The sequence below is a fragment of the Albibacillus kandeliae genome (assembly GCF_003116585.1).
Classification (GTDB): Bacteria; Pseudomonadota; Alphaproteobacteria; order Rhodobacterales; family Rhodobacteraceae; genus Albibacillus; species Albibacillus kandeliae.
This window is the reverse complement of record NZ_QEHM01000008.1, coordinates 37166-55570: the sequence shown is the minus strand read 5'-3', so window position 1 is coordinate 55570 and position 18405 is coordinate 37166. Positions and strand designations below refer to the sequence as shown.

The window sequence follows — 18405 nt, the reverse complement described above, 5'->3', positions numbered from 1 at the left end:
TTACTCGGCGGCCTTTTCCTCGGCCTTCACCGCATCCCAGAGCGCATCCATCTCGGCAAGGTCGCTGTCGGACGGCATCTTGCCGCGATCGGCGAGCTTGGCCTCGATCCCCTCGAAGCGGCGGATGAACTTGGCGTTGGCGCGGCGCAGCGCGGCCTCGGGCTCGACCCCGAGGTGCCGGCCCAGATTGGCCATCACGAACAGCAGGTCGCCGAACTCTTCCTCGATCTCGTCGTGCCCCAGCGCGTCGCGCGCTTCGACCAGTTCGCGCGATTCCTCGGCGATCTTGTCGAGCACGTGGCTGGCGTCTGGCCAGTCGAACCCGACCCGCGCCGCGCGTTTCTGCAGCTTGTAGGCGCGCAGCAGGGCGGGCAGGCCCACCGCCACGCCATCCAGCGTCCCGGTCTGGGCCTTGCCTGCGCGCTCGGCGGCCTTGATCTTTTCCCAGTCGACCGTCTGCTGGTCCGCCGACTTGTCGCGGCTCTCGTCGCCAAAGACGTGGGGATGGCGCGTCACCATCTTGTCGGACATCGTCCGCACCACGTCCTGAAAGGTGAAATATCCAGCCTCGGCAGCCATTTGCGCATGGAACACCGACTGGAACAGCAGGTCGCCCAACTCGCCCTTCAGCTCGTCCCAGGCCCCGCGCTCGATGGCGTCAGCAACCTCGTAGGCCTCCTCGATGGTATAGGGCGCGATGGTCGAGAAATCCTGCTCCACGTCCCACGGGCAGCCTGAGTCGGGGTCGCGCAGGCGACGCATGATCTCGAGGAGCCGCTCGATTCCGGCGTTTTTGTCGTGGATCAGGGCATCTTCTGGCATTGCGGCGCTCTCATATCCGGTGTCAGATGCGACCGTAAGGTGCGCGCCCAAGGAGTTACAGCCCATGCCTGTTGTCAACCGTATCGCAGAATTTTCCGCCGATATGACCCGCTGGCGCCAGCACCTGCACACGATCCCGGAACTGGGGCAGGACTGCGTCGAAACCTCCGCCTACGTGGCCGAGCGCCTGCGCGAATTCGGCGTGGACGAACTGCACGAGGGCTTTGCCAAGACCGGCATCGTCGCCATCATCAACGGGCAGGGCGATGGTCCGACCATCGGGCTGCGCGCCGACATGGACGCGCTGCCGATCCGCGAGGCGACGGGGCTCGACTATGCCTCGACCCGCGAGGGCAAGATGCATGCCTGCGGCCACGACGGTCACACCACCATGCTGCTGGGCGCCGCGCGTTACCTTGCCGAGACCCGCAACTTCGCCGGTCGCGTCGCGCTGATCTTCCAGCCGGCCGAGGAAACCGGCGGCGGCGCCGAGGTCATGGTGGAGGAGGGCATCCTCGACCGCTTCGGCATTCGCGAGGTCTATGCCCTGCACAACGCCCCGGGCTTCCCGCCGGGCTCCTTCCATACCACGCCGGGCCCGATCATGGCCGCGGTGGACACCTTCCACATCCACGTCACCGGCCTTGGCGGTCACGGCGCCATGCCGCACCAGACGCGCGACCCGCTGATGGCGGCGGTCTCCATCGCGCAGGCGTTGCAGACCATCGTCAGCCGCAATCACTATGCGCTCGACGACCTCGTGCTCTCGGTAACCCAGATCCACGCAGGCAGCGCCGACAACGTCATTCCCGACAAGGCCTACATCAACGGCACCGTGCGTACCTTCGACCCGGCGGTTCAGGACATGGTCGAACGGCGCATGTCGGCCATCGTCGCAGGGCAGGCGGCCAGCTTCGGGGTCGAGGCCGAACTGGACTACGACCGCGGCTATCCGGCCACCGTGAACGACCCCCGCAAATCCGAGTTCGCCGCCGAGGTCGCCCGCGAGATCGCAGGCGAGAAACGGGTCGAGGCCGAGTCGGGGCGCGAGATGGGGGCGGAGGATTTCGCCTACATGCTGATGGAGCGCCCCGGCGCCTACCTGTTCATCGGTCAGGGCGACAGCGCCGGGCTGCATCACCCCAAGTACAACTTCAACGACGAGATCGCACCGGTCGGCGCCTCCTTCTTCGCGCGCCTCGTCGAACGCGCGCAGCCGCTGGCCGCGAGGTAAGGCATGGCGCTGGAAGACGCGAAGACCGTCGTCGACGACGCCTTCACGCGGGCGTCGCTGCGGGGCGCGAGCTTCGAGAACACCTTCGGCGGCGCCACCTCCTTCCTGCGGCGGCGCTACACCAAGGACCTGACCGGCGCCCAGATCGCCGTGACCGGCGTGCCCTTCGATCAGGCGGTCACCAACCGGCCCGGCACCCGCCTTGGCCCCCGCGCCATCCGCGAGGCCAGCACGCTGATGGCCTTCGACCGGCCCTATGGCTGGGATTTCAACGTCATGGAAGACTGCGACATCGTCGACTATGGCGACCTTGCCTTCGACTATGCCAATATCCCGGCCTTTCCCGACAAGCTGACCGACCACATCCGCACCATCCTCGCCGCCGGGGCCATGCCCCTCGTTCTGGGCGGAGATCACTACATCTCGTTCCCGGTGCTGCGCGCCCTGGCCGAGACGCACGGTCCGCTCTCGCTGGTGCATTTCGACGCCCATTCCGACACCTGGCCCGACGATGACATGTCGCGCGTCGATCACGGGACCATGTTCTACAAGGCGGTGAAATCCGGCATCGTCGATCCCGCGCGCTCGGTCCAGATTGGCATCCGCACCACCAACGACGACACTCTCGGCGTCCCGACCATCGACGCGCCCGAGGTGCACCGCATCGGGCCCGAGGCGGTGGTCGAACGGGTCAGGGAAATCGTGGGCGACCACCCGGTCTACCTGACCTTCGACATCGACGGGCTGGACCCGGCCTATGCGCCCGGCACCGGCACCCCGGTCTGGGGCGGGCTGACCAGCGCGCAGGCGGCAGCCATGCTGCGCGGCCTTGCCGGGATCAACATCAAGGGCGGCGACGTGGTCGAGGTCTCGCCCCCCTTCGACACCACCGGGGCAACGGCCATCGCGGGCGCCCATGTCGCGGTGGAAATACTCTGCCTGCTGGGATGGACACTACGGAAATGAACGACTTCAATCAGCCCCTCGGGGGGAACGAACTGGCCCGCTTCTCGGGGCCGAACACCTTCATGCGCCTGCCGGTCACCAACCGGCTCGACACGCTCGATGTCGCCTTCCTCGGCATTCCCATGGACATCGGCACCTCCTGGCGCTCGGGCACCCGCTTCGGCCCCAAGCAGATCCGCGCCGAGAGCGCGATGATCCGCCCCTACAACATGGCCACGGGGGCCGCGCCCTTCGACAGCCTGCAGATCGCCGACATCGGGGATCTGGCCATCAACACCTTCTCTCTGGCGGATACTGTTCGCATTATTACAGAGAGTTACGACGTGATCCTCAAGCATGACCTGATCCCGATGGCGATGGGCGGCGATCACACCATGACGCTGCCGATCCTGCGCTCGATCGCGAAAAAGCACGGCCCGGTGGCGCTGGTGCACGTCGACGCCCATGCCGATGTGAACGACGAGATGTTCGGCGAGAAGATCGCCCACGGCACCCCTTTCCGCCGCGCCTACGAAGAAGGGCTGATCCAGCCCGACAAGGTCTACCAGATCGGCCTGCGCGGCACCGGCTACGCCGCCACCGACTTTACCGAGGCGCAGGGCTGGGGCTTCCAGATCTTCCAGGCGCACGAACTCTGGGGCAAGTCGCTCGATACGCTCGGCGCCGAGATCCGCCGAGATATCGGCGACCGCCCGGTCTACATCACCTACGACATCGACAGTCTCGACCCGGCTTATGCGCCCGGCACCGGCACGCCCGAGATCGGCGGCCTGACCACGCCGCAGGCGCTCCAGCTGATCCGCGCCCTGAACGGCGTGAACGTGGTGGGCTGCGACCTTGTCGAGGTCTCTCCGCCCTACGATCCGTCGGGCAATACGGCTCTCACCGCGGCGAATATCCTCTACGAACTGCTCTGCATCCTGCCGGGCGTTACGCCGCACTGACAAACGCGGACCAACTCTGCCATCCTGTTCCTGCCTGGCGACAGGATGGTGTGAGGACATGAAGACGGCGCTGATGTTTCTGTGGATCGTGATCTGCCTGTGCGTGGTGGCCGTCGGCTATGTCCGGCTGGCGCCCAGCCCGGCTGCCGACTGGCACCTGCCGCTCGAGTTCGAGAGCGACCGCGACATGAAGGGCGGGGTGGAGCGGGTGGTCGAAACCGGCCCCGACGGGCTCGCCCGGCTCGATGCGGTGGCTCGCGCGACCCCGCGCACCGAGGTCCTCGCTGGCAGCGTGGCCGAGGGGCGCGTGACCTATGTCACCCGCACCAAGTGGATCGGCTTTCCCGACTACACCACGGCAGAACAGCATGACGACGTGCTGAGGGTTTGGGGCAGGTTGCGGTTCGGCCGCTCAGATTTTGGAGTGAACAAGGCCCGTGTCGACCGCTGGCTTGCTGATCTGCAGCCGTGACGTCTGGCAGCCCTGCTGCACCTCGCGCCACATCGGCACGTTCAGGGACATCTGGCACTGCGCCATGAAGGCCCGACCGTCGACAAAGAGGCAGATGGTTTCGCCCAGCTCGACCCGCGCGCCCGCCGTGTCCGTGCAATAGCAGTCGCGCACCTTGCCGCCCGGTCCGATCACATCGGCCCCGGCAGGGGACCCGGCGGCGCCAACCGCGAGCGAGAGCATCACGACAAACCGTTTCATGGGCCGACGATAGCACATGCGGGCTCTTGACCAAACCGGTTTGATATTGGACACCCCGCGAATGGTCCCGAACGAGCGCCTTGAACAGATCCTCCAGCGTTTCCAGTATCTGGAAGCGGCCATGGCCGACGGCAAGGGCGATATCGCCAAGCTGGCCAAGGAATACTCCGCCCTCAAGCCTGTGGTCGAACAGATCGAGGGCTGGCGCCGCCTGCAGTCCGACATCGCCGAGGCGGAAGAGATGCTGTCGGACCCCGACATGAAGGCCCTCGCCGAGGAAGAGCTCCCCGCGCTGCGCCGCCAGCTGCCAGAGGCCGAGCACGCCCTGCAACTGGCGCTGCTGCCCCGCGACGAGGCCGACACCCGCGCCGCCATCCTCGAGATCCGCCCGGGCACCGGTGGCGACGAGGCCGCGCTCTTCGCCGGTGACCTGCTGCGCATGTACATGCGCTACGCCGAGGAACGGCGCTGGCAGGTCGAGATCATCGAGCAGCAGGACACCGAACTCGGCGGCGTCAAGGAAGTGGTGGCGCGCATCAACGGCGACAACGTCTTCGCCCGGCTCAAGTACGAAAGCGGCGTGCACCGTGTCCAGCGCGTGCCCGCGACCGAGAGCGGCGGCCGCATCCATACCTCCGCCGCCACCGTGGCCGTCCTGCCCGAGGCCGAGGAGGTCGACGTCCAGATCGACCCGAACGATATCCGCATCGACACCATGCGCTCCTCCGGCGCGGGCGGTCAGCACGTGAACACCACCGACTCCGCGGTGCGCATCACCCACATCCCCTCCGGCATCGTGGTGACCAGCTCCGAGAAGTCGCAGCACCGCAACCGCGAGATCGCCATGCAGGTGCTGCGCACGCGCCTCTACGACGCCGAACGCCAGCGCGCCCACAGCGAACGCTCGGCCAGCCGCGCGGCGCAGGTCGGTTCCGGCGACCGCTCCGAGCGCATCCGCACCTACAACTTCCCCCAGGGCCGCATGACCGATCACCGCATCGGCCTCACGCTCTACAAGCTTGACCAGGTGCTGCAGGGCGACATCGACGAGATCATCGACGCGCTGATCGCCGACGGTCAGGCCAAACTTCTGGCGGAGATGGGCGCGTGACGGCGGGCGAGGCGCTTGCCGCGGCCGCCGCGCGGCTGCGCGCCGCCGGCGTGGCCGACCCGGCCCGCGATGCCCGCCTGCTGCTGGCCCATGCCGCCCGCATCGAGGCGGCCCGCATCACCCTGATCGCCCCCGAGGATCTCGCCCCCGAGATAGAGGAACGCTTCGACCAGCTGATATCGCTGCGCGCCATCCGCGTGCCGGTCTCGCACCTCGTCGGCGAACGCGCCTTCTACGGGCGCCGCTTCAAGGTGTCCGGCGATGTGCTCGACCCGCGCCCCGAGACCGAGACGCTGATCGAGGCCGCGCTGGCCGAACCGTTTTCCCGCGTGCTCGACCTCGGCACCGGCTCTGGCTGCATCCTCGTGACCCTGCTGGCCGAGCGCCCCGAGGCCACCGGCATCGGGATCGACCTGTCCGAGGCCGCCTGCCTGCAGGCCAGCGCCAACGCGGTGCTGCACCGGGTGCAGGCGCGGGCGCAGATCCTGCGCTCCGACTGGTTCTCGGGCGTCGAGGGGCAGTTCGACCTCGTCGTCGCCAATCCGCCCTACATCGCGCTCGACGAATGGCGCGGGCTCGAGGACGAGGTGCGCCGCCACGAGCCCGAACTCGCGCTCACCGACGGTGGAGACGGGCTCGGAGCCTATCGGCAGATCGCCGCCGGGCTCGATGCCCACCTCGCGCCGGGCGGGCGGGCGCTCATGGAAATCGGGCCGACCCAGGCGGCCCAGGTGCGCGAACTGCTGGAATCGGCAGGGTTTTCCCAGATCGGCGTGATCCCCGATCTCGACGGGCGCGACCGCGTGGTTCATCTCCGCAAACCCTAGGCCGTTGGCGCTACCATCGGCGGAAAACAACGAAACAGAACAAAAAAGAGACAAAAAATTTCGCAACGCCTCTTGTCTGGCGCGCCAGAACATGTTTTCTCAAGGACGTTGCTTCGGTAGATGCTCTAAGCGGCTCCCGCACAACGCCAAGCCCAAAAAGTCGATGATCCGGCGTATTTCTGAACGCAAGGGGCGTGAAACGGATCATGGGACAGCGAAAACAAGGCTGACAAGAAGTACATGAGATCGTCTAAATCACGTTCGCGTTCGAAATCGAGCCGTAACCGGAGTTCGTCCGGCGGCGGCAATGTGGTCAACCGGGTCTTTGACAGCTCGGGTCCCGAGGGCAAGGTCCGCGGTACCCCGCAGCAGATCATCGACAAGTACAACCAGCTCGCCCGCGACGCGCAGCTCGCCAACGACCGTGTGGCGACCGAGAACTTCCAGCAACACGCGGAACACTACCTGCGCCTGCTGAGCCAGGCGCAGCGCGAAATCGACCAGCGCCGCGAAGAGGTGGAACGCCAGAACCGCGACCGCCAGGCCGAGCGCGACCGGGAACGCTCCGAGCGCGACAACACCCGCTCGCAGGATGACCAGCCCGAGGTCGAACAGGCTCCGGTGCAGGCACAGGCTCCCGCCCAGTCCGACGAGCCCTTTGGCGGGGACCCGCTCGCCACCGACGACGGCGGCCGTTCCGACGAGGACAGCGGTCTGGTCGAAACGCCGGAAAGCAAGCCGAAGAAACCGAGCACCCGCAAGCCCCGCGCCAAGAAGGCGGCCCCCGCGCCGGTCGAAAGCAGCGAGGACGGCGGCGCCCCCGAGGCAGCCGAGTAAGACCACCGGTATCGGGGCGCACGACGCCCCGGTTTCAGGGAGGTAAGGGAGGCCGGCGCCTAGGCGTCGATCTGCCGTGCCAGGGCGCAAAAGCCCTCCAGCGAGATCTGTTCGGCCCGATCCGTCGGCTTTAGCCCGGCGGCAACAAGGCGGTCCTCGATATCCGGCCCCAGCGACTTCAGCGCCGCGCGCAGCATCTTGCGCCGCTGGTTGAAGGCCAGCGCCACCACCCGCGACAATGTCTCGGCCCGCGCGGGAAACCGCGGCTCGGGCAGGGCGGTCAGATGCACAACGGCGCTCGACACCTTCGGCGGCGGCGTAAAGGCTTCTGGCGGCAGCGACATCACGATCCGTGCCTCGGCCCGCCACTGGGCCAGGATGGCGAGCCGCCCATAGGCTTTCGACCCGGGCACCGCCACGATCCGCTCGGCCACCTCGCGCTGGAACATCAGCGTCAGGCTCTGCCAGAACGGCGGCCACTCCGGCGGCGTAAGCCAGCGCACCAGCAGCTCGGTACCCACGTTGTAGGGCAGGTTGGCGGCAATCCGGATCGGCGGGGTCAGATGCGCCAGCGCATCGACCTCCAACGCATCGCCGTTGATCACCTCCAGACGCCCGGGATAGGCCGCCGCGATCTCGGCCAGCGCCGGCAAACAGCGCGCGTCCTTCTCCACCGCCAGCACCCGCCGCGCGCCTTCCGCCAGCAGCCCGCGCGTCAGCCCGCCGGGCCCGGGCCCGATCTCCAGCACGTCCGACCCGCTCATGTCGCCCGCCTGCCGCGCGATCTTGGCGGTCAGGTTCAGGTCCAGCAGAAAGTTCTGCCCCAGCGCCTTCTTGGCCGACAGCTGGTGGGTCGCGATCACCTCGCGCAGGGGCGGCAGCCCGTCGATCGCACTCATTTCATCACGCTCGCGGCCGCCTCCCGGCACCGCGCCCCTTCATCTTTTCTTCTCAAATACTCAAATCCCGCCCCCTCGGCCAGCGCCGGTCTCCGGGATCAGCGCGCCGCCATCGCCTGCGCCAGCTTCAGCGCCTCGATCAGGCTGCTCGGGTTGGCAACGCCTTTCCCCGCGATGTCGAAGGCCGTGCCGTGATCGGGCGAGGTGCGCACGAACGGCAGCCCCAGCGTCACGTTCACGCCACGGTCGAAATCCAGCGTCTTGATCGGGATCAGCGCCTGATCGTGGTACATGCAGACGGCGGCGTCATAGCGGGCGCGGGCCGCCGCGTGGAACAGCGTATCCGCCGGATGCGGTCCGGTGACGTTGAACCCGTCGCCCTGCATCTCCGCGATCAGCGGCGCGATCCAGTCCAGTTCCTCATGGCCCATCTTGCCGCCTTCGCCCGCGTGCGGGTTCAGCCCCGCCACCGCAATGCGTGGCCGCTCGAGGCCAAAGCGCAGCCGCAACCCTTCCTCGGTAATCCGCAGCGTATCGCGCAGCAACTCCGGCGTCAGCGCCCGAGGCACCTCCGACAGCGCGATGTGGATGGTCGCGGGCACCACCCGCAGCTGGTCCGAGGCCAGCATCATCACCACCCGGTCCACGCCGGCCAGTGCGGCCAGGAACTCGGTATGGCCGGGATAGGCGAAATCCGCCCCGTCGATCAGCGCCTTCTTGTGGATCGGCGCGGTGCAAAGCGCCGAGGCGTCACCGGCCTGCACCAGCGCCACGGCGCGTTCCAGCACGGCCACCACGCCGGGCGCATTGGCCGGGTCGGCGTCACCGGGCACGGTCGGCTTGGCGAAGGGGTGCGCCAGCACCGGCATCGCCGTGGCGCTCACCCGGGCGGCATCGCCCAGGTCGGTGATAACTTCGATAGCGGTTCCGGCGGGCAGGTGGCGCGGATCGCCGATCCAGACAAAGGGACAGGTCTCGCGCAGCGCCGCCCAGGCCTTGACCGCCAGCTCGGGGCCGATCCCCGCCGGTTCGCCGCAACTCAGCGCGACGGGCGCGCTCATTGCTCGATGATCACCGCGTTGGCGCGCAGACGTCCAAGGTCGCTGTCGGCGTACTGCTGCAGGCGGCGCTGGATCAGCGAGCCCGCCACCCGGTCACGGTCGACATTGGCGTTCACGGCAGCGGTGCGGCTGCACAGCATCAGGAACACGAGGGTCTGCCCGTTGTTGCGGGTCAGCGTGGTCGAGACTTCGCCGGGATCGAGCTTGGACAGCTCCAGCGCGATATCGCGCGGGATCTGACCGGGCGACGCCTTGGTGCGTTCCAGAACCTCGGGTGGTTGTCCCTTGGCAACGCCGTAGAGGTCGTCGCAGCGGTCAACGCGGGCCTTCAGGGCAGCGGCTGCCGCCAGCGCCTCGGGGCTGCGCCCGCCCGGCAGGTAGTACGAGGCGTAGTCGATCTCGGAATAGCTGATCGTGCCGCCACCGGTCTCGCCGATATCGCGCATCCGGAAGATCGCCACGGCATTGTTCAGCAGGATCGGCTCCGAGATCTCGCCGGGGCTCAGCCCCTCGATGATCCCGCGCAGGGCGGGGGGCAGCTTGGAGGCCGCCATCCATTCAAGTTCGCCGCCATTGGCGCTGCTGGGCGAGGCCGAGTACTGCCGCGCCGCGTCTTCGAAGGCCGAGGCCGACTGCAACGCGGAGATCTGATTCGCCAGTTCCTCGACCTGCGCCGCGTTCTGCGCGTCGATCGGGATGATGATCTCGGACATCAGCACGCTCAGGTCCGACGTGGTGGCATCCTCGGACAGGGCGCGGTCGATCTCGGCCGAGGTCGGGCGGGCCCGCTCGATGTATTTGTCACGGACGAGGTCGCGCCAGGTTGCGGCGACACGGACAAAGTCGCGCAGGGTCTCGCGCGACACGCCGTTCTGCTCCAGCGCCTGGTAGAACTGGTCTTCCGACAGGCTGGTGCGGCCGATGAATTCCTTGGTGGCCTGCGCGACCTCCTCGTCGGTGATCGTAACGCCCGCCGCACTGATCGCCTGTGCTTGCAGGCGTTCCTCGACCAGACCCTTGCGGGCCAGCTGGTCGACATCGCCGGGGGCGCGCAGCAGCTTCAGCAGTTCGATGCGCTGTTGCAGCTCGAAGTTGGTGATCACGTCGCCGTTGACGCTGATGGCCGGCGCAAAGAGGTTCTGCGCCGTCACGGCAGCGGGGCTGCCAATCAGCAGGAGGGCACCCGTCAGGGCGCCGGCGAGGGCTCTGGGCAGACCGTGCCCGCACGGAAATCCGAAATTCAACTGCATGACCGTTTGTACTTCTCCGATCCCTTGTCGACTGAAAATCCGCTCAGCGAGATGCTAAACCCGAAATCCGTCGTAGGCTCAATACTTGAGGACGAGGTATAGCGCCGGTTCACCCGGAAATCCAATGTGACGCATTCGTTCTGGTAGACCACCCCGAGACCCGAGCGCGTGGTCTGTCCGCTCGCGATGTCGTAGCGCACCGAGGCGCTGGCCGACCAGTTCGGGGTGATGTCGTAACCGCCGTTGAACCAGATCTCCGAGAGCGACTCGTCGCGGTCCTCGTCCTCGTCTTCGCTGAGCCAGAGGTAGGTGCCCTCCAGCCGCGTGTTCTCGCCGGTCCAGCTGCCCCGCAGCTCGGCCTTGCCGATGTCAAAACCGCCACCAAGGAGCGTCCTGCCGGTCAGCGAAAGCCGGTTGCCAAGGCGCAGCTGTGCCGCGGCCAGCACGTCCGACGTGGTGCCCGACAGGCCCGAGGTCTCGCTGAAGCCGCTGTCGGCGGTCTGGCGCACCACTTGCCCGAAACTAGCCGAGGCGGTCCAGCCGTTGCTGCCGTAGCGCGCCCAGTTCACCCCGTAGGCCAGAACCAGCCCGTCCTCGCGCTGGTCGCTGGCGGGAAAGCGCGAGAGCGACAGCAGGTTGCCCTGGTCGAACTCCACGATGGTACTCTCGTCGACCGGCACGTCGCCGCCGTTCACGTCGCTCCAGGCCAGTTGCACCACCGGTTCGAGGAACTGCGTCGCAGCGCCGCCGGCTTCCACCCGCGTCATCGGCAGGCTCAGCTTGACGGCCGTGTAGGGCGTGGCGCGGTCGATGCGGTCGGGGTAGTTGCTGTCGCCGTCGATGCTGAAGGTGTCTGCGGCAAAGCCCGTCTGCCAGTCCAGCCGCAGCCCGCGCGAGAGGATCCAGTTCTGCCGCCAGTTCAGATCGGCCGTGGCGCGGGTGACGTCGCGGCCCACGACATCCTCGTCCGAGGTCCGGTGGTGGGCGTGGAAATCGACGTTGGCGCGCAGTTCGCCGCCAATGCGCGAGGGAAAGAACCGCCGCTCCAGCGAGCTGTCCATCACGATGCTCGGCTGCTCCGAATCGTCGTCGTCCTCGCGCAGCGAGTCGTAATAGATCAGCCGGGTGCGGAAGGCGCTGCGCATCTTGTAGCGGCTGAACGCCAGTTCGCTCTTCAGCCGGTCGAGGTCCTCGTGGCCGTAATCGACAAGGTAGGCATCGTCGCTCACCGTCTGGATGTCGAAGTCGAGCATGTAGCCGCGGCCAAGCTCGAAGTGGCCGTTGCCGAACAGGTAGCCCCGGTCTTCGCCGTCGATCAGGTCGTCGCGTGTATGCGCGCCCTCGAAGGTCACCCGGCCCGCGCGGAACGCCTGCCGATAGCGGTACTCCATCGTGCTGGTCGAGTTCGAGTAATAGGGCGTGAGCGTCAGGTCGGCGTGGTCGCCCAGACGGAAGAAGTAGGGCACCTTGATCCCGGTGCCGAGGGTCGAGGTCGACCGCACTGAGGGAATGAGGAAGCCGGTCGCGCGCTCCAGCGTGGGGTCGGGCAGGCGCATCCCGGGCAGGTAGAGGATCGGCACGTCGTAGACGAGGAACTGCGCGTCCTCGAAGTAAAGCTGCCGCTCGGCCTCGTCATGGGTGATCTTGCGCGCCCGGATCTGCCAGAGCGGGGGCCTGCCGTCGGAGCAGACGTGGCAGGAGGTCACCGCCGTCTTGTACATCTGCGAATAACGCCCGCCGACGCGGGTCATCTGCAGCGAGGCGATCTGAAGTTGCTGGTTGAACACCATGCGCGCGCCGGTCAGCAGCCCGTCCTGCAGGGTGCGGTCCAGTTCGGCGAAATCCGCGAGGATGGTGGCGTCGCCGCCGTGGTCGATGCGGATCGGGCCGGTGATCGTCAGCTTGCCGCTGGTGTCGTCGAACACGATCTTCTTGGCCCGGAGGCGGGTCTCGCCCTGGAACGCCTCGACATTGCCCTCGGCCACCAGCGTGCGCTCGGGCGTGATGAACACCCGGTCCGCCACCAGCGCGGCGGGGCCTGCCTGGGCAGTTGTCGCCCCGGCGGGCGCAGCCTGTCCGGTCGTCTGAGACGCAACGGGCAGGGCACCCATTGCCGTTGTCAGAAGCAGCGCTGCCGCCAGTGCCGTGATGCGACGAGCTGTCATCCGTCCTCCGCGTGAAGCAACAGTCCCAGCGTCAGAAGGATCGACGCCACCGGAGGCCCCCAGGCCGCCAGAGCGACCGGAATCTGTCCGTTCTCGCCGAGGATCTGTGCGAAATTCCGGACGAAGTACAGCGCGAATCCCAGCAGCACGGCGATCAGCACGGAGATGCCGGTGCCGCCGAACCGCGTGTGCCGCATGGTGAAGGCGGCGCCGACCAGGACCATCGCCAGCAGGAACAGCGGCCGCGCTAGCTCGACCTGGTACCAGACCTCGTGACGGCGGGTCGAGAACCCGGCCTGACGCAAGGCCCGGATGGTGCCGGGCAGGTCATAGACCGAGATCCCCGTGGGCCGGCCCAGCGTGTCGCGGATGCGATCCTCGGTCAGCGTCGTCGAGAAAGTCATGCGGTCATGGCGCTCGGCGGTCGTTTCCGGGTTCACACCGGCGGCAAGGCTCCAGACCTTGGCATCGCCGAGGATCCACTCGCCGTTGCCCAGCAGGGCGCTGCCCGCATTGATGCGCTGAACCGGTCCGCCGCCGGGGGCGTAGCTGATGATGGTCACGTCCTCCAGCGTCAGCGGATCGGCATTGGTGTAGCCGTTGGCGTGGATCACCGCCTGTCCCTTGGCACTGCCCTGTCGCAGCCACAGACCCTCGCGGCTGAGCGACAGCGCCGAGGGGCCGCCGTTGCGGTAGGTCTCCGAGAGCTGCTGATAGCGGTTCGAGGTCGCCGCGACGATCGGGTTCAGCGTGGTCACCGCCAGCACGCCGATCAGGAAGGCGACGACCGCCGGTGCCAGCAGCGCCCGGATGCCCGAGCGCCCGGTGGCGCGCAGCACCACCAGTTCGCTGCTGCGGGCAAGCCCGACAAAAAGCACCACGGTCGACAGGATCATCAGCAACGGCAGGATGTCCTTGATCGCGCCCGGCGTGTTCAGCAGGGTCAGGCCAAGCATCTGCCCATAGTTCACGTCGGAATCGCCGAAACGGCGCACCTGTTCAAAGACGTCGATCAGCATGATCATGCTGAGAAAGACGGCCCCGATCAGCAGAAAGCTCCACGCAAAGCGGCGGGCAAAGTAGAAGTCGAGGATCATGCCACGCCCTCCGGGCTGCGCGGCCGCCGCTTCAGTGGATTGGGGAACGGCCGCCCGCCAAAGCGGAGGAACAGCGCCGCCACGCCCAGCCCGATCAGCGTCGGCAGGTAGAGCAGGGGCCAGAGCGAGGGGTTGGCCAGCACCGGGGGCGAGACCACACCGCGCAGGCCTTCGAGCACCACGAGGAGGAGGAAGGCGATCAGCGCCTGCCGCCAGACCCCGAAGCGCGAGAAGGTGCCGAGCATCAGCGTCGCATAGCCGATCAGTGCCACCGAGATGCAGATCAGCGCGCGCGCGAACCGCGTGTGCAGCTCCTCGGCCAGATCGCCACGGGTGAACTTCTCGGTCTCCGAGATCTTCTGGCTCTCGGTCATCAGTTCAAGCGTCGGAATGGCCCGGATGCTGCGCGTCCGAGTGTCGTCCACCTCCACCATGCTGGAGATGTCATAGGAGAAATCCACGAAGGTCGTGGTCGACAGCGTCTGCGTGTCGGTGTTCAGCCGCTGCGCGATCCCGTTCAGCATGATCAGGTTGGTCTGCCCGTCCTGCCGCGCGAGAAAGGCTTTCTCGCCGGTATAGATGATGTTCACCTCCGGGTCGCGGCGGTCGGACAGGAACATGTCGTGCAGGGTGCCGTCGTTGCCGATCTCGCGGACGTAGAAGGTCACGCCTTCGGCCGGGTGCAGAAAGCTCCCCTCGGTCAGCAGCCGCGCGGTCACATTGCGCGCCACTTCGGCCTCGCGCACTGCCAGCTGGTTGATCGACGCGGGCAGGAGCACATGGGTCAACATGCTCATCATCAGCGCGGTGACGATGCCAAAGGCCAGCGCGGGCCGCGCCAGCCGCCACGGGCTCGACCCCGTCGCCTGCATCACCGTCAGTTCGCTTTCCGCGTTCAGGCGGTTGGTCACGTAGACGGTGGCGGCAAAGGCGGCCATCGGCAATATCATGCGGATCAGGTTCGGCAGCGTCAGGGCGGAGAACTCGAGGAACACCAGCGCCGACTGCCCGTCGCCGATCAGGCGGTCGAACAGCACCACGGCGCGGTTGATCCAGAACACGATCACCAGAACCAGCGAGAAAAAGCCGAAGAAGAGCAGATATTGCGACAGGACGTATCTGTCGTAGCGAGTCACCCTGTTCTCCCGGATCGTGCGGTCTTGTCGTGGTCTTCGATCCTAGAGCAATAGAGGGACGGGGAAAACTGCTATCTGGTAATGACGGCAGAGGGGCGCTACCTCTGGTCCGACTGGACAGACGGAGCCCGATGATGAGCAGCTTGACCCCGATACGTTTCACCGACACCGATCTCGACGCGATCGCCACCGCCGAAGGGCGTGTGGCCGTGCTGGTGACGCCGGATGGCAGGCTGGACGCGGCAGCGCGCCGGGCCAGCAAGCTGACACGCGGCGCCCTGCAGCGCCTTGTCGACAGCGACCGCTTTGCCAAGGCCAAGCCCGGTCAGGTCCTCACCATCGGCTGGCCCACCGGCCTCGCCGCCGAGGCGCTCGACGTGCTGGTTCTGGAGCGCAACGCCTCCCCGGTCGAGGCCCGCAAGGCCGGGGCCAAGCTCGGGGCGCTCAAGGGCGGCAAGCCCGCGCTGGTGATGACCGGGAGCATGAAGAACGCCGCCGACCTCGCCCTCGGCATGGTTCTGCGCGACTATCGTTTCGACGCCCACAAGACAGCCGCAGACGCGGGCGAGGCGCCTGCCGAGTCGGTGATCTGCCACAACAAGTCCGAAGAGATTGCCGCCGCCGCCGCGCCGCTGCTGGCCGTGGCCGAGGGCGCGCATTTCACCCGCGACCTTGTGAACGAACCCGCCAACGTGCTCACCACCACCGAGTTCGCCAACCGTCTGGCCGAGATGAAAGCGCTGGGCCTCAAGGTCGAGGTGCTGGAAGAGGCGGAGCTCGAAAAGCTCGGCATGCGCACGCTGCTGAGCGTCGGGCAGGGTTCCGACAGCCCCTCCAAGGTCGTCGTGATGCAGTGGGAAGGGGGCGAGAAGGGCACCGCCCCGCTGGCCCTGATCGGCAAGGGTGTGGTCTTTGACACCGGTGGCATCTCGCTGAAGCCGGCGGCAGGCATGGAAGACATGACGATGGACATGGGCGGCGCCGGTGTCGTCGCGGGCGTCATGCGCGCGCTGGCGCTGCGCAAGGCCAAGGCCAACGTGGTCGGCCTCGTCGGGCTGGTCGAGAACATGCCCTCGGGCAACGCCACCCGTCCGGGCGACGTGGTGACCTCGATGAAGGGCGACACCGTCGAAATCATCAACACCGACGCCGAAGGCCGCCTCGTGCTGGCCGACGTGCTCTGGTACGCGCAGGACCGCTTCAATCCGGCAGGCATGGTCGACCTCGCCACCCTGACCGGCGCCATCATCATCGGCCTCGGACATCACAACGCGGGCGTCTTCTCGAACGACGATCCCTTCTGCAACGCCTTCCTCAAGGCCGCCGAGGCCGAGGGCGAGGGCGCATGGCGGATGCCGCTGGGGCAGGACTACGACGACCAGCTGAAATCGCGCATCGCCGACATGAAGAACGTGGGCGGTCGCCCCGGCGGATCGGTCACCGCCGCCCAGTTCCTCCAGCGCTTCGTCAAGGACGGGATGCCCTGGATCCACCTCGACATCGCTGGCGTGGCCTCGGTGACCTCCGACACCGCCTTCGCGCCCAAGGGTGCGACCGGCTGGGGCGTCGCGGCGCTGAACCGCCTCGTGGCGGACAAGTTCGAGGGCTGAGGCCCGTGGGCGCGGCCTATTTCTACCACCTGACGCGGGGCCCGCTGGAGCGGACCCTGCCGGTGCTGCTGGGCAAGGCGCGAGAGGCGGGCTGGCGCATCGCCGTGCGCGGGCGCGACGCGGACCGGATGGAGTGGCTGGACGAAAAGCTCTGGCAGGGGGCCGACGACGGCTTCCTGCCGCACGGCCTCGCCGGTGGACCGCACGACGCCCTGCAACCCATCCTTTTGACCACCGCGGCCGCCGCGACGAACGATCCCGCCTGCCTGATGGCCATCGACGGGGCCGAGGTCGCCCCGGAAGAGGTGCAGCGGCTCGAACGGGTCTGCGTCCTGTTCGACGGCAACGACCCCGAGGCCGTCCAGGTCGCGCGCGGCCAGTGGAAGGCGCTGACCGGCGCGGGCTGCTCGGCCCAGTACTGGTCCGAGGAAAGCGGTCGCTGGGAGAAGAAGGCGGAGAGCGGGCAGGGCGCCTAGCGCGACAGCACCAGCTTGCCGCCCGAGATCTCGATCTTGGCGAAGCGCTGGAGATAGGTCATCCCCAGCAGCGAGGTGTCCATCTCGCCATCGTTGACCGTGGCCGAGACATCGCGGTCGGTCACCGGCCCGAGGCTCACCGTGTCAAGCCAGACAGGCGCCACCTTGACCGTGCCGTTCGCCGTTCTGGCGGTGCCGTAGAACCCCTTGCTGGTCAGGTCGAGCCCCGCCTTCTGCGCGTCCGAACGGGTCAGGACCATGTCCGTCGCCCCGGTGTCGACGACAAAGCGCACCGGCTCTCCGTTCACCTCCAGCGTCAGGTAGTAGTGGCCATCCGGCGCGCGTGGCACCGTGATCTCGCCGCCCTCCATGCTGATCCGGGGCTGAAACGTGGTCGAGCTGCGGATATCCTCCCAGAGCCCGATGGCCGCGACCATGCCCACGAAGATCAGCGCCCAGAGCGCGGCATGCTGCAGCTTCTGGTTCAGCGACTCGCGGTTGCGGACGAACATCCAGAACACCAGCACGCTGCCCAGCAGGACAAGGTAGATCAGTCGGGCGGTCTGGTCGGATGTCACGGGCGCGGTCCTTTGCTGTCTCTGTCCGATATAGGTCCGCCCGCGCGTTCCGCTAGGAGGCGAAGCCAAAGGCGCGCAGACCGTCCAGCACGAACTGCACCGACAGCGCGGCCAACAGCATCCCCAGAAGCCGCGTCACCACGTTGATGCCAGTCCGCCCCAGCGCCCGCTCCATCAGGCCGCTGGCCATGAACAGCGTCATCACCAGCGCCATCACGGCAATGGTCACGCCAAAGGCCGCCATCACCCCCTCGATCCCCGGCCGCTGACCCGAGATCAGGATGACCGAGGCGATGGCGCCGGGCCCGGCGATCAGCGGAATGGCCAGCGGAAAGACCGAGGGGTCGCGATGCTCCTCCTCGTCGGCCTGTCCCTTGCGCCGCTGCGTGCGCCGTTCGAACAGCATGTCGAGCGCGGTCAGGAACAGCAGGATGCCCCCCGCCACCCGAAAGGCGGGCATCGAGATGCCGACAAAGCCCAGCACCGCCTCGCCGAACAGGGTGAACACCGCCAGCACCATGATCGCCACGCCACAGGCACGCAGCCCGATGGCCCGGCGCTGCTCGGGCTTCATGCCCTGAGTCAACGCAACGAACAGCGGCGCCAGCCCCAGCGGGTCGATCACCACGAAGAGGGTGACGAAGGCAGTGATGAGAAACGACATCTCCATGAGAGCGCAG

The 18405-nt window shown here is 67.4% G+C and carries 19 protein-coding genes; 9 read left to right on the top strand and 10 right to left on the bottom strand.

Annotated elements, in window-relative coordinates; genetic code table 11:
- Positions 1-822, bottom strand: coding sequence for a nucleoside triphosphate pyrophosphohydrolase (gene mazG / locus DDT93_RS18070; protein WP_109467284.1), 822 nt, complete (start codon positions 820-822; stop codon positions 1-3).
- Positions 823-886: 64 nt separating this feature from the next.
- Here mazG and DDT93_RS18065 point away from each other — a divergent pair, with 64 nt between their 5' ends.
- From DDT93_RS18065 to DDT93_RS18050, 4 genes are read left to right on the top strand one after another with little or no spacing between them, the layout of a single operon-like run.
- Positions 887-2056 (top strand): M20 aminoacylase family protein, encoded by a 1170-nt coding sequence (locus tag DDT93_RS18065; protein WP_109467283.1) that lies wholly within the window; start codon positions 887-889, stop codon positions 2054-2056.
- A gap of 3 nt (positions 2057-2059) precedes the next feature.
- Complete coding sequence (gene speB, locus DDT93_RS18060) at positions 2060-3022, top strand: agmatinase (protein ID WP_109467282.1); 963 nt, start codon at positions 2060-2062, stop codon at positions 3020-3022.
- A complete protein-coding gene (speB, locus tag DDT93_RS18055) occupies positions 3019-3966 on the top strand; it encodes an agmatinase (RefSeq protein WP_109467281.1) in 948 nt (315 codons plus the stop codon). Before speB (DDT93_RS18060) ends, speB (DDT93_RS18055) begins: the two co-directional genes overlap by 4 nt.
- Positions 3967-4024: 58 nt before the next feature.
- A complete protein-coding gene (locus DDT93_RS18050) occupies positions 4025-4438 on the top strand; it encodes a DUF1499 domain-containing protein (protein WP_109467280.1) in 414 nt (137 codons plus the stop codon).
- On the opposite strand, the gene DDT93_RS18045 is transcribed toward DDT93_RS18050, so the two are convergent.
- Positions 4379-4678, bottom strand: coding sequence for a hypothetical protein (locus DDT93_RS18045; RefSeq protein ID WP_109467279.1), 300 nt, complete (start codon positions 4676-4678; stop codon positions 4379-4381). The genes DDT93_RS18050 and DDT93_RS18045 overlap by 60 nt on opposite strands.
- Positions 4679-4739: 61 nt before the next feature.
- Here DDT93_RS18045 and prfA point away from each other — a divergent pair, with 61 nt between their 5' ends.
- The 3 genes from prfA (at position 4740) to DDT93_RS18030 (ending at position 7453) form a co-directional block, all read left to right on the top strand.
- Positions 4740-5789, top strand: a complete 1050-nt coding sequence (gene prfA, locus DDT93_RS18040) for a peptide chain release factor 1 (protein WP_109467278.1) — start codon at positions 4740-4742, stop codon at positions 5787-5789.
- On the top strand, positions 5786-6616 hold the full coding sequence (prmC, locus tag DDT93_RS18035) for a peptide chain release factor N(5)-glutamine methyltransferase (protein ID WP_109467277.1): 831 nt from the start codon (positions 5786-5788) through the stop codon (positions 6614-6616). Before prfA ends, prmC begins: the two co-directional genes overlap by 4 nt.
- Positions 6617-6856: 240 nt before the next feature.
- On the top strand, positions 6857-7453 hold the full coding sequence (locus tag DDT93_RS18030) for a DUF4167 domain-containing protein (RefSeq protein WP_109467276.1): 597 nt from the start codon (positions 6857-6859) through the stop codon (positions 7451-7453).
- Positions 7454-7512: 59 nt separating this feature from the next.
- On the opposite strand, the gene rsmA is transcribed toward DDT93_RS18030, so the two are convergent.
- From rsmA to lptF, 6 genes are all read right to left on the bottom strand, one after another.
- The gene (rsmA, locus tag DDT93_RS18025) at positions 7513-8352 is read right to left on the bottom strand and encodes a 16S rRNA (adenine(1518)-N(6)/adenine(1519)-N(6))-dimethyltransferase RsmA (RefSeq protein WP_109467275.1); all 840 of its coding nucleotides are present in this window, start codon (positions 8350-8352) and stop codon (positions 7513-7515) included.
- Positions 8353-8450: 98 nt separating this feature from the next.
- On the bottom strand, positions 8451-9413 hold the full coding sequence (pdxA, locus tag DDT93_RS18020) for a 4-hydroxythreonine-4-phosphate dehydrogenase PdxA (protein ID WP_109467274.1): 963 nt from the start codon (positions 9411-9413) through the stop codon (positions 8451-8453).
- Positions 9410-10663 (bottom strand): peptidylprolyl isomerase, encoded by a 1254-nt coding sequence (locus DDT93_RS18015; protein WP_109467273.1) that lies wholly within the window; start codon positions 10661-10663, stop codon positions 9410-9412. The genes pdxA and DDT93_RS18015 overlap by 4 nt, the downstream gene beginning before the upstream one ends.
- Complete coding sequence (locus DDT93_RS18010; protein ID WP_198654906.1) at positions 10654-12828, bottom strand: LPS-assembly protein LptD; 2175 nt, start codon at positions 12826-12828, stop codon at positions 10654-10656. The genes DDT93_RS18015 and DDT93_RS18010 overlap by 10 nt, the downstream gene beginning before the upstream one ends.
- Positions 12825-13925 carry an LPS export ABC transporter permease LptG gene (gene lptG, locus DDT93_RS18005; RefSeq protein ID WP_109467272.1) on the bottom strand — a complete coding sequence of 367 codons (1101 nt, stop codon included), beginning with the start codon at positions 13923-13925 and terminating at the stop codon, positions 12825-12827. Before lptG ends, DDT93_RS18010 begins: the two co-directional genes overlap by 4 nt.
- Positions 13922-15061 carry an LPS export ABC transporter permease LptF gene (gene lptF, locus DDT93_RS18000; protein WP_109467271.1) on the bottom strand — a complete coding sequence of 380 codons (1140 nt, stop codon included), beginning with the start codon at positions 15059-15061 and terminating at the stop codon, positions 13922-13924. Before lptF ends, lptG begins: the two co-directional genes overlap by 4 nt.
- Before the next feature lie 134 nt (positions 15062-15195).
- Between lptF and DDT93_RS17995 the strand changes: the two genes are divergently transcribed.
- Positions 15196-16671: a leucyl aminopeptidase gene (locus DDT93_RS17995; RefSeq protein ID WP_109467545.1), complete on the top strand. Its 1476-nt coding sequence runs from the start codon at positions 15196-15198 to the stop codon at positions 16669-16671.
- Between the two features lie 5 nt (positions 16672-16676).
- Complete coding sequence (locus tag DDT93_RS17990) at positions 16677-17147, top strand: DNA polymerase III subunit chi (protein ID WP_109467270.1); 471 nt, start codon at positions 16677-16679, stop codon at positions 17145-17147.
- Here DDT93_RS17990 and DDT93_RS17985 read toward each other — a convergent pair.
- Complete coding sequence (locus DDT93_RS17985; protein ID WP_232825499.1) at positions 17144-17725, bottom strand: retropepsin-like aspartic protease family protein; 582 nt, start codon at positions 17723-17725, stop codon at positions 17144-17146. The genes DDT93_RS17990 and DDT93_RS17985 overlap by 4 nt on opposite strands.
- A gap of 52 nt (positions 17726-17777) precedes the next feature.
- Positions 17778-18395: a MarC family protein gene (locus tag DDT93_RS17980; RefSeq protein WP_109467269.1), complete on the bottom strand. Its 618-nt coding sequence runs from the start codon at positions 18393-18395 to the stop codon at positions 17778-17780.
- Between the last annotated feature and the right edge of the window lie 10 nt (positions 18396-18405).